The organism is Glycomyces luteolus (assembly GCF_027622875.1).
In the GTDB taxonomy this organism is placed as follows: Bacteria; Actinomycetota; Actinomycetes; order Mycobacteriales; family Micromonosporaceae; genus Glycomyces; species Glycomyces luteolus.
This window is the reverse complement of sequence record NZ_JAPZVP010000005.1, coordinates 271,961-282,279: the sequence shown is the minus strand read 5'-3', so window position 1 is coordinate 282,279 and position 10,319 is coordinate 271,961. Positions and strand designations below refer to the sequence as shown.

12 protein-coding genes are annotated in these 10,319 nt (G+C 70.2%); 4 read left to right on the top strand and 8 right to left on the bottom strand.

Annotation, left to right across the window (positions count from 1 at the left end; all coding sequences use genetic code 11):
* Positions 1-82 precede the first annotated feature (82 nt).
* The 3 genes from O1R50_RS08510 to O1R50_RS08500 form a co-directional block, all read right to left on the bottom strand.
* A complete protein-coding gene (locus tag O1R50_RS08510; RefSeq protein WP_270109516.1) occupies positions 83-214 on the bottom strand; it encodes a hypothetical protein in 132 nt (43 codons plus the stop codon).
* On the bottom strand, positions 211-369 hold the full coding sequence (locus O1R50_RS08505; RefSeq protein ID WP_270109515.1) for a hypothetical protein: 159 nt from the start codon (positions 367-369) through the stop codon (positions 211-213). Before O1R50_RS08505 ends, O1R50_RS08510 begins: the two co-directional genes overlap by 4 nt.
* A gap of 78 nt (positions 370-447) precedes the next feature.
* Positions 448-1,341 (bottom strand): sigma-70 family RNA polymerase sigma factor, encoded by an 894-nt coding sequence (locus tag O1R50_RS08500; protein ID WP_270109514.1) that lies wholly within the window; start codon positions 1,339-1,341, stop codon positions 448-450.
* 172 nt (positions 1,342-1,513) lie between these two features.
* Here O1R50_RS08500 and O1R50_RS08495 point away from each other — a divergent pair, with 172 nt between their 5' ends.
* From O1R50_RS08495 to O1R50_RS08485, 3 genes are all read left to right on the top strand, one after another.
* Positions 1,514-1,912: a DUF4267 domain-containing protein gene (locus O1R50_RS08495; RefSeq protein ID WP_270109513.1), complete on the top strand. Its 399-nt coding sequence runs from the start codon at positions 1,514-1,516 to the stop codon at positions 1,910-1,912.
* Positions 1,913-1,952: 40 nt separating this feature from the next.
* The gene (locus tag O1R50_RS08490; RefSeq protein WP_270109512.1) at positions 1,953-2,471 is read left to right on the top strand and encodes a GNAT family N-acetyltransferase; all 519 of its coding nucleotides are present in this window, start codon (positions 1,953-1,955) and stop codon (positions 2,469-2,471) included.
* A 295-nt stretch (positions 2,472-2,766) separates the two neighbouring features.
* On the top strand, positions 2,767-2,931 hold the full coding sequence (locus O1R50_RS08485; protein WP_270109511.1) for a hypothetical protein: 165 nt from the start codon (positions 2,767-2,769) through the stop codon (positions 2,929-2,931).
* 12 nt (positions 2,932-2,943) lie between these two features.
* Here the strand turns inward: O1R50_RS08485 and O1R50_RS08480 are convergent, their stop codons facing one another.
* Positions 2,944-4,251: an MFS transporter gene (locus O1R50_RS08480; protein ID WP_270109510.1), complete on the bottom strand. Its 1,308-nt coding sequence runs from the start codon at positions 4,249-4,251 to the stop codon at positions 2,944-2,946.
* A 79-nt stretch (positions 4,252-4,330) separates the two neighbouring features.
* Between O1R50_RS08480 and O1R50_RS08475 the strand changes: the two genes are divergently transcribed.
* On the top strand, positions 4,331-4,876 hold the full coding sequence (locus O1R50_RS08475; protein WP_270109509.1) for an ArsR/SmtB family transcription factor: 546 nt from the start codon (positions 4,331-4,333) through the stop codon (positions 4,874-4,876).
* Between the two features lie 92 nt (positions 4,877-4,968).
* On the opposite strand, the gene O1R50_RS08470 is transcribed toward O1R50_RS08475, so the two are convergent.
* The 4 genes from O1R50_RS08470 to O1R50_RS08455 all read right to left on the bottom strand — a co-directional run bounded on the left by O1R50_RS08470 (position 4,969) and on the right by O1R50_RS08455 (position 10,039).
* Positions 4,969-6,588 carry a glycerol-3-phosphate dehydrogenase/oxidase gene (locus O1R50_RS08470; protein WP_270109508.1) on the bottom strand — a complete coding sequence of 540 codons (1,620 nt, stop codon included), beginning with the start codon at positions 6,586-6,588 and terminating at the stop codon, positions 4,969-4,971.
* A 41-nt stretch (positions 6,589-6,629) separates the two neighbouring features.
* Entirely contained in the window at positions 6,630-8,159 is a 1,530-nt protein-coding gene (glpK, locus tag O1R50_RS08465) for a glycerol kinase GlpK (protein ID WP_270109507.1), read from the bottom strand.
* Between the two features lie 67 nt (positions 8,160-8,226).
* Positions 8,227-9,000, bottom strand: a complete 774-nt coding sequence (locus tag O1R50_RS08460) for an MIP/aquaporin family protein (RefSeq protein WP_270109506.1) — start codon at positions 8,998-9,000, stop codon at positions 8,227-8,229.
* A gap of 274 nt (positions 9,001-9,274) precedes the next feature.
* Positions 9,275-10,039, bottom strand: a complete 765-nt coding sequence (locus O1R50_RS08455) for an IclR family transcriptional regulator (protein WP_270109504.1) — start codon at positions 10,037-10,039, stop codon at positions 9,275-9,277.
* Between the last annotated feature and the right edge of the window lie 280 nt (positions 10,040-10,319).

Here is a 10,319-nt window from a genome sequence, read left to right as displayed (position 1 = left end):
TCCACCCCCCCACTCTCCCGCCCCCCCCCCCCGCCCGCCCGCCCCCCCCCCCCCCCCCCCCCCCCCCACGGCTCCTTCCGGCTCAGTCGGCCCGGAGCGCCCGGGCGGTGGCGGTGCCGTCGAGCCGCTCGACGGGTCCTTCGTAGAGCACGCGGCCGCCGTGCCTGCCCGCGCCAGGGCCGAGGTCGACCACCCAGTCGGCGCGGCGGATCACGTCGAGGTGCGCTCGATGACGACCACGGTGTGCCCGCGCTCCACCAGCTGGTCGATCACCGCCACAAGCGTGTCGATGTCGCGCAGATGCAGCCCGGTCGTGGGTTCGCCGAAGACGTACAGCGACGGCTCGGTCGCCTCGCGCAGCTCTTGCACGCGCTGATCCGGAGTGGACGGGACGGGCCCGGCTCGGGCTGCCTGGTCGACTCGGGCCGGCGTCGAGCGGTCCAGCGGTCAGTCCGCGAAGGCCGCCAGTTCCAGGGTCGCGATCGTTTTCGGGTCGTTCATGATGTCGATGGCGGCGATCTTGCCGTGGACCACGGTGAAGGCCAGCACCGAGCGGGCTTGACCGCCTGGGGCCCACATCGCGCCCGCGAGGCCGTCGACCAGCACAGTGATCGCGTCCTTGGCCTGGCCGTTGAAGATCGCGGCGACCGCGGCGGCGCCGACGACCTCGCGTCCGGCGAAGCCGGTCGCGACGGCGTCCTCGTCGGCGACCACGATGATGCCCGGGTCGAGCACGGCGAGCAGGTCCTCGAAACGGCCCTCGCGGGCGGCGGCGAGGAACGCGTCGACCACCGTCTTCTGCTGCCGCGCATCGCGATCCGCCTCAGCGCGCTCCCTGCCTTCGCGCACGCGCCTTCTCGCGCGGCTGGCAAGCTGGCGCGTCGCCTCGGTGGTTCGGTCGAGGACCGGGGCGATGCGGTCGAAGGGCACGCCGAACAGGTCGTGCAGCACGAACGCCACCCGTTCGGCGGGACCGAGCGCGTCGATGACGACCTGGAGCGCCATGCCGACCGAGTCGGCCATGACCGCGTCGGACTCGGGATCGCCGCCGGAGCTCGGGGCGGCGGCCAGCGGGAGGTCGGCGTCGAGGGCGTCCTCACGTCGGGTCCGTCGCGAGCGCAGCAGGTTCAGACAGATCCGCGAGACCACGGTGGTGAGCCAGCCCCGCAGGTTCTCGACGTCAGCGGTGTCGTTGCGGGCGAAGCGCATCCACGCTTCCTGCACCGCGTCGTCCGCCTCGCCCGAGCTGCCGAGCATCCGGAACGCGACAGCCCGCAGGTGGTCGCGGTGCTCCTCGAAGCGTTGCACCGCATCGTGGTCGAAATCGACGCCGTCGTTCATCGCATCCTCCGCTCGGGGCCATCACTCTACTGACCCGCCGCGGATGGGGAACGTGACGAGCGGGTGGCCCGGAGCACATCCCCTAGCGGCGCTAGATGTTCGAGCGGAGATGTGCTAGCTTTCTCTTGAATCTAGCGACGCTAGATTTCCTGCCCTCGTTAAGGAGCGCCTCATGGCCCGCCGGATCATCGCAAACGTCCTGACCTTCATCGTCGCTCTCGGCATCATGTACGTCGGCGTCTCGTACCTCTTCGCTCCCGCCTTCACGGCCCCCAGCTTCGGCTTCTCAGTCTGGCCCACCGGCGCCGAGGCCGACATCCTCAGCGTCAAGGGCATGCGCGACATCGTCTCGGGCGTCATCCCGCTGGTGCTGCTGGCCCTCGGCCAGCGCCGGGCGCTCGGCTGGGTCCTGCTGTGCGAGGCCCTCATCCCGCTCGCGGACGGCACGCTGATCCTCGTCCACGGAGGGAGCGCCGCCGCCGCCTTCGGCATCCACTACGCCACCACCGTGCTCGTGGTCGCCGCGGGCGTCCTCCAGCTCCAGGTCGCGCGCCGCTCCTCACCTGCGTAAATCCGTTGCAGGCGTTGGGACCGGCTGTGATACTCGGCCGGTGACTTTCATCCGACGCGAGACCGAGGGCGACGCGCCTCTCCTCCACGCCCTTCACGACGCCGCCTTCGCCACGGTCGCTTACGCCTCCGGGACGGAGGCGGCGATCGTCGACGCACTGCGCGGCAGCGAGGACTGGGTGCCGCAGCTGTCGCTGGTGGCCGAGGCGGACGGCAAGCCGGTCGGGCACGTCGTGTGCTCATACGGGCGCCTGGCCGGGGAGCGGATCCTCGGGCTAGGCCCGATCGGCGTCGACCCCGCGCTGCACGGCAAGGGGATCGGCTCGGCCCTCATGCACGCGGCCGTCGCGGCGGCGGACGCCCTGGACGAACCGATGATCATCCTGCTCGGCAATCCGGACTACTACGGCCGCTTCGGTTTCGAACCGGCTTCTCGATACGGTATCGAGCCGCAGGAACCGGACTGGGCGCCCTCGTTCCAGGTCCGCCGCCTCGCCAACTGGCGCGAAGACCTGCGCGGACGCTACGTCTACTCCCCCGGGTTCGACGCGCAGAACTGACCGAGGCCCCGAACCCTGCACGCCGACATGGGCATCCCCGCACCGACGGCGCCGAATACGAGGTCACCATGACCTCCGTCGGCGTCGGCGGCGGCACTTGGAACGTCGAAGTGGTCGTCGCCTCCGAGCCCAACTAGCATCCGAGTCTCGCCCGCCCCCGCCCCGAGGGACGTGAAGTGCCCATGGCCGCAAGGAAAGTCAAAGCGTTCGCCGACGAGGCGCGCTACGTCCCGGCCGGCGAATGGGCGCGGGGCCTTCGCCTGGCGGGCGGATCGGCGCGAAGGGCCCGTGGGCGATGCTGATCCGCACGATTCTGCTGCCCCTGGCGGTCCTCGCTGTGATCACTGGCGGTACCGCCGACGGGTCGTTCAGCCGGACCAGCATCGATGTCGCCCTGACGCGTCGGCTCGCCGAGGGCGACCCGGTCGACGGCGTCCAGGTGCCGCCGCACCGTCCCTGATCGCGGCCGGGATCAGGCGGCTCGAGCCGGTTCCGGTTCGGGCTCGGCTTCCGGCCTCGGGAGGTCGCGCAGGTTCCGCAAGGGCGAGAAGAAGACCGGCAGGAACGCCAGGCAGACGCCCGCCGCGCCGATCCACAGTGTCGCCCGCGCCCCGACCAGTTCGCCGAGGACGCCGCCGATGAGCGCGCCGATCGCGCTGAGGCCCCAGGCCAGGAAGCGGACCGTGGCGTTCATGCGGCCGAGCAGCCGGTCGGGAGTGAGGCGCTGGCGGAAGCTCACCTGGTTGACGTTGTAGACGACCGAACCGACGCCGACCGCGCCGAGCCCGAGTGCGGCGACCCAGACCCGCCACCCGGGTTCGGCGGCCGGGAGGAGCAGCAGGCCCGGTGAGGTCACGAGGGTCGAGAACCAGATGGCGCGGCCTTCGCCGAACCATGCCGTCACGGGCCCGGTCACGAACGCGCCGATGAGGCCGCCCACGCCGAAGACCGCGAAGAGCAGTCCGATTTCGCCGGGGCTCATGGCCAGGTCGCGCGGCAGGAACACCACGACCATCGCCATATAGGCGCCCATCCAGAGATTCCACCAGCTGGTGGCGGCCACGATGGACGCCAGGATGCGGTTGCTGAAGACGAAGGCGAGGCCTTCCTTGATCTCCGTGACGATCCGAGCATCGTGGGCGACTTCGGGTTTGGCCTCGCGGCGGCGGATGCGGAGGAGGAAGATCGCGGAGGCGCCCAGCGCGACGGCGTCGAACGCGAGGGCCAGGGGCGCGGTGAGCCAGCCGATGAGCTGCCCGGCGAGCACCGGGCCGCCGAGTTGCGCGGTCGAGCGGACGACCTCGAGCTTCGCGTTGCCTTCCACCAGGTTGTCGCGGCCCACGAGGTGGGGCAGGTAGCTCTGGTAGGAGACGTCGAAGAAGACGGTGAAGACGCTGATCGTGAACGCGACGGCGTAGAGCTGCCAGATGGTGAGCACGTCCGCCCACCAGGCGATCGGGACGGTCAATAGGACGGCGGCGCGCACGAGGTCGCTGACGATGAGGACTCGGCGGCGGCGCATCCGGTCGACCCACGCGCCGGCGGGGAGGCCGATGAGCAGGAACGCCATCATCGTCATCGACGAGAGCACCCCGACTTCGAACTCGCTGACGTCGAGCGCGATGACCGCGGCGAGCGGCAGTGCGAGCGTGGTGATCTGGTAGCCGAACTGGGCCACGGTAGTGGAGAGGAAGAGGCCGCGGAAGTCGTGGTCGCGCAGGAGGCCCAAGCGGTCGCGCGGTTCGGACGCGTCGGGGCGGGGATCGCCGAGGGAGATCATGCGATTGAGTATTCCCAATTGATTGGGAAAAGTCAATCGATTGGATCTCCGGGGACGTCGCGGCCGCTAGGATGATCTCGTGGCAGAGCAGCGCGAACCCGAGGGATTCAAGAAGGACCGGCCGGTGGCGACCGAGGCCGAGGCGAAGGCCGTGGCTTCGGCGGTGCGGCTGCGCATCCTGCGGCTGTGCCTGGACCACCCGTTGACGAACAAGGAGATCGCGCAGCGGCTCGGGGCGAACCCGGCCACGGTCCTGCATCACGTGCGCAAACTCGTCGACACCGGTTTCCTCGCGGCGCAGGAGGAGCGGTTGGGCGCGCGTGGAGCGCGCGAGATCCCGTACCTGGCGACGCGGAAGTCGTGGGCGCTGCAGTTGGGCGAGGAGTTCCACTCGGACATGACCAAGGCGATGCTGGAGGCGTTCCGGACCGAGGTCTCACAGGTGCCGGACCCGGCCGAGGTCTACGCGGCGCGGCTCGGCCCGCGTCTGAACGAGGCGCAGTACCGCGAGTTGACGGACCGCTTCGGAAAGCTGCTCAACGAGATCGCAGCGATCGAGCCGGGCCCGGACGCGAAGCCGTACTCGCTGTTCCTCGCGATGCACCCGGACACCGGCAGGGACTGACCGCGCGAGAAAGGCCGGGAACGAGAACCCCTCAGATCTCGTTCCCGGCCGCTGGGTGAAGCTTGCGGACCGTCAACCGGTGCGGCCGCCGGTCACTTCCGGTCGAGCAGTTTCTGGATCTTGGCGCGGACCTCGGGCGTGTCGAGGCCGCGGATCATCAGGGTGGTGCGGCGGCGCAGGACGTCCTCCGCTGTCTCCGCCCACTCGACGTCGCGCGCGTAGACGACCTGGGCCATGATCTCCGGCGCGTCCGGGTGGACGCGCTCGGCCAGCTCCGGGTGCTCCCCCGCCAGGCGGGTGATGTCGAAGGCGAGCGAACCGTAGTGCGTCGCAAGGTGCTTCGCGGTGTCCTCGCCCAGGTTCGGCAGCGGCGCGCCGCCGTCCGAGAGCAGCCGGTGCTCGACCGCGTGCGGGTTCGCGATGCCCGGCAGCGGCAGGCGGTGCGGGAGGTTCGCCACCGGCTCCATCTCCGAGCCCAGCGAGTAGCCCGGCAGGGCCGCCAGCTTCTTCATCACTGTCCGTCCGATATGGCGGAACGTGGTCCACTTGCCGCCCGCCACCGAGAGCATCCCGCCGCGCCCCTCGGTCACCACGGTCTCCCGCTTGGCCTTCGAGGTCGCGCCCGGACCGCCCGGCAGGACCCGCAGGCCGGCGAACGCGTACGTGATGAGCTCGGGGTTCAGCTGCTCCGAGCGCACCGAGACGCTCGCCTCGTCGAGGATCTGCTTGAAGTCGGCCTTGGTCGGCGCGACCCGGCCCGGGTCGCCTTCGTAGATCTCGTCGGTGGTGCCGAGCAGGAGCATGTCCTCCCACGGCAGCGCGAACGTGATGCGGTACTTGTCCACGGGCGTCGCCAGCGCCGCGCCCCAGTCGGCGGTGCGCTTGAGTACCAGGTGCGCGCCCTTGGAGAGCCGGATCGACGGGTCGGCCGCCGGGTTCTCCATGCGGCGCAGGTGGTCGACCCAGGGGCCGGTGGCGTTGAGGACGACGTGGGCGTTCACGCCGAACTCGGTGCCGTCGACCTTGTCGCGCAGGTCGGCGCCCGACACGCGGCCGTCAGTGAAGCGGAGGCCGGTGACTTCGGCGTAGTTCAGCACCGCGGCGCCCGCTTCGAAGGCCGCGCGGGTGGTCATGAGGGCCATGCGGGCGTCGTTCATCTGGCTGTCGCCGTACACCGCGACGGCTTTGAGGTTCTTGACGCGCAGTTCCGGCACGGCCGCGCGGGCCTTGGCGGGGCTGAGCAGGTGGCCGACGCCGTCGTCGAAGCCGGAGAGCGCGGAGTAGGCGAAGACGCCCGCGCCGAGCTTCGCGGCGCCGTGCGGGCCGCCTTTGTAGACGGGCAGGTAGAACTTGAGCGGGCGGGACAGGTGCGGCGCCACCTGACGGGTGACGGCGCGGCGTTCGAAGTGGTTCTCCGCCACGAGTTTGACCGCGCCGGTCTGGAGGTAGCGCAGGCCGCCGTGGAGGAGCTTCGAGGAGGCCGAGGAGGTGGCGCCGGCGAAGTCGCCGGCGTCCACGAGGGCCACCCGCAGCCCCGACTGAGCGGCGTGCCAGGCGGTGGAGATGCCCAGGATGCCGCCGCCGATGACGAGCAGGTCGAACGTGGCGTTCGAGAGCTGCTCGCGCGCTTCGGCTCGGCCCATCCGCTGCGTGAAGTGGAGGGGACCGGTCGGGTTCGCCTCCGGGCCGGAGACGTGCTGCAAGGTGGTCATCGCGATGCTCCTACTCGACTGTCCTGCTGAGGTCGATGCGTCTAATCATCGATCCAGCCCATGGTCCGCTCGACGGCCTTGAGCCAGTTCTTGTATTCCCGGTCGCGGACCTCGGCATCCATGCCGGGGGTCCATTCGGCGGCGCGGCGCCAGTTGACGCGCAGGTCCTCGACGCTGTCCCAGAAGCCGACGGCGAGGCCCGCGGCGTAGGCGGCGCCGAGGCAGGTGGTCTCGGCGACCATGGGGCGCACGACGGGAGCGTCGAGCACATCGGCGAGGAACTGCATGAGGAGGTTGTTGGAGGTCATGCCGCCGTCGACCTTGAGCGCGACCAGTTCGACGCCGGAGTCCTTGATCATGGCGTCGCTGATCTCGCGGGTCTGCCAGGCGGTGGCCTCCAGGACGGCCCGGGCGATGTGGGCCTTGGTGACGTACCGAGTGAGGCCCGCGATGACACCGCGGGCGTCGGAGCGCCAGTACGGCGCGAAGAGCCCGGAGAACGCCGGTACGAAGTAGGCGCCGCCGTTGTCCTCGACGGACATCGCGAGGGTCTCGATCTCGGCCGCGGTCTTGATGAGGCCCATCTGATCGCGCATCCACTGGACGAGCGCGCCGGTGACGGCGATCGAGCCCTCGAGGGCGTAGACCGGGTCCTGGTCGCCGATGCGGTAGCCGACGGTGGTGATCAGGCCCGACTCGGAGTGGATGAGCTTCTCGCCGGTGTTCATGAGCATGAACGTGCCGGTCCCGTAGGTGGACTTGGCCTCGCCGGTGCTGAAGCAGGTCTGTCCGAAGAGGGCGGCCTGCTGGTCGCCGAGCGCGGAGGCGACGGGCACGCCCGCGAGGAGGCCGCCGAGGGGGCCGCCGGTGACGGTGCCGTAGACCTCGGAGGAGGAGCGGATCTCGGGGAGCACCTGCATGGGCACGCCCATTTCAGCGGCGATCTCCTCGTTCCATTTGAGGTCGTCGAGGTTCATGAGGAGGGTGCGCGAGGCGTTGGTGACGTCGGTGACGTGCACGCCGCCGTTGACGCCGCCGGTGAGGTTCCAGATGACCCAGGAGTCCATGGTGCCGAAGAGGAGGTCGCCGGCTTCGGCGCGTTCGCGCAGGCCCGCGACGTTGTCGAGGAGCCAGGCGATCTTGGGTCCTGCGAAGTAGGCGGCGAGGGGGAGGCCGGTCTCGCGGCGCCAGCGGTCCTGGCCGACATCGCCGCCGAGCTTCTTGCAGAGCACGTCGGTGCGGGTGTCCTGCCAGACGATGGCGTTGTGGACGGGCTTGCCGGTGTGCTTGTCCCACAGCATGGTGGTCTCGCGCTGGTTGGTGATGCCGATGGAGAGGATGTCCTCGCGCGAGGCGCCGGCCTTGACCATGGCACCGGAGACGACGTCCTGCACGTTCTTCCAGATCTCGGCGGCGTCGTGCTCGACCCAGCCCGGTTTCGGGAAGATCTGCTCGTGCTCCTTCTGGTCGACCGCGACGATGCGGCCGTCGCGGTCGAAGATGATGCACCGTGAGGACGTGGTGCCCTGGTCGATGGCCGCGATGAACGGGCCGGTGTGCGTGTCGGTCATGGTTCACTCCAGAACGTCGTTGTCGTGGTGGGAGTCGGCGAGGGATACCTCGATTGTGGCCGCATGGCTATGCGAGGGCAATGTTGTAGAGGCCGCCTGCGACGGCCGCGCCGACGAGCGGGCCGACGACGGGGATCCACGCGTAACCCCAGTCGGAGCGGCCCTTGCCCTTGAGGGGCAGGAGGGCGTGCACGATGCGCGGGCCGAGGTCGCGGGCGGGGTTGATGGCGTAGCCGGTGGGGCCGCCGAGGGAGAGGCCGATGCTGACGACGACGAGCGCGGTGATGAGCACGCCGAGGGTGCCGAGGCCGTTGCCCTCGCCGTTGAGCCCCTGGGTGAGGATCGCGATGACGAGCGCGAAGGTGCCGATGATCTCGGTGAGGAGGTTCTGCACGGATTTGCGGATCTCGGGCCCGGTCGAGAAGATGCCGAGGACCGGTCCGGCCTTGGCGTCGTCGGGGCCTTCGACGGCCCCGGGCTGGTTGGCGAGGTCGGCCATGTGGACCTTGAACTGGCCGTAGTAGGTGACCCAGGCGAGGAAGGCGCCGAGCATCGCGCCCACCATTTCGGACGCGATGTAGAGCGGGACGTCGGCCCACTCGGTGCCGCCCTGGATCGCCAGGCCGAGGGTGACGGCCGGGTTCAGGTGGGCGCCGGAGACGCCCGCGGCGACGTAGGCGGCGGTGAGGACCGCGAAGCCCCAGCCGAAGGCGATGGCGAGCCAGCCCGCGTTCTGGGCCTTGGACTTCTTGAGGGTGACGGCGGCGCACACGCCCGCGCCGAGGAGGATCAGCAGGGCGGTACCGAGGACTTCTCCGATGATGATGTCTGCGTTGGACACACCGACTCCTTTGTCTGCGTCCGAGGACTTCGCCGGGGGGCTCTGACCTCGTTGGAAGGGCTTGTTCGACTCGGAAGGCGGAACGCACACTGAAAACCGTTAAGCGTTCGACAATGCCGACCGATGTACGAAAGTGTTCTCCTTCCTTACCGAAGCGTCAAGTAGAATGTGATCGCCATCACATCCTCAATTGACAACCATCAGAAACGCCTGCAAGACAGGCATACCAGGGTCACACGACAGGTGCAGGAATGTGGCGAAATCGGGCGAAACGCTAGAAGGGCTTGGCTCCGAGGTCGCGCGAGACGGAGCGGGCCGTGTCGCGGACGGCGGCGACGAGTTCCGGACGCAGTTCGCCGTCCCGGCAGACCCGTTCGACGGCACCGGTAATGCCGACCGAACCGACCGCGAGGCGGCGCCGGTCGTAGATCGGGGCCGCCACCGCGGCGACTCCTTCGAAGGTCTCCTCGTTGTCCGTGGCGTAGCCCTGGGCGCGGGTCAGGTCCAGCGCCCGCTCGATCTCGTCGAGCTCGGTGACCGTGCGGGCCGTGAACGGCTCGCGCTTGGCGTCGACCAGCTCGGCGTGGGCCACGGGGTCGGTCGCGGCGAGGACCTTGCCGAGGGCGGTCGAGTGCAGCGGCTGCATCGCGCCCACCTCGAGGACCTGGCGGCTGTCGTCGGGGCGGAACACGTGGTGGACGATGAGCACGCCGTGCTGGTGCAGCACACCGAGGTAGACCGCCTCGCCCGAGGAGCGCGCGAGGTCGTCCGTCCACACCAGGGCGCGGGCCCGCAGCTCGTGCACGTCGAGGTAGGTGGTGCCCAGGCGCAGCAGCTCGGCGCCGAGCTGGTAGCGGCCCGAACCGGGGTCCTGCTCGACGAAGCCCTCGTGCTGGAGGGTGCGGAGGATGCCGTGGGCCGTGGCCTTCGCGAGGCCGAGGGAGGAGGCGATGTCGGACAGGCCGAGGCGCCGCTCGCCGCCCGCGAGCAGCCGCAGCATGGCCGCCGCCCGCTCCAGCGACTGGATGTGCTTGGCCATCCGAGCGCCTCCGTTCCTTCGGGATCCCACCCGGCCGCAACCGATGACGGCGCACGGGTCGCGCCGAGCTCGGCGGGGACCATCTTAACGCTGCCGCGTTCGACAATGCTAAACGCTATCGGCTCTTGCCGACCAGATGCGCGGCGAGGGCGGGGCGGTCCGAGGCTTGGGAAGGCTCGCGCACGGGGACGGGGGGGGGGGCGCCCGGGCCCCCCCCCGCGGGGGGGGGGGGGCGGGGCGGGGGGGCGGGGGGGGTGGGGGCCCCCCGGGCCCCGCAACC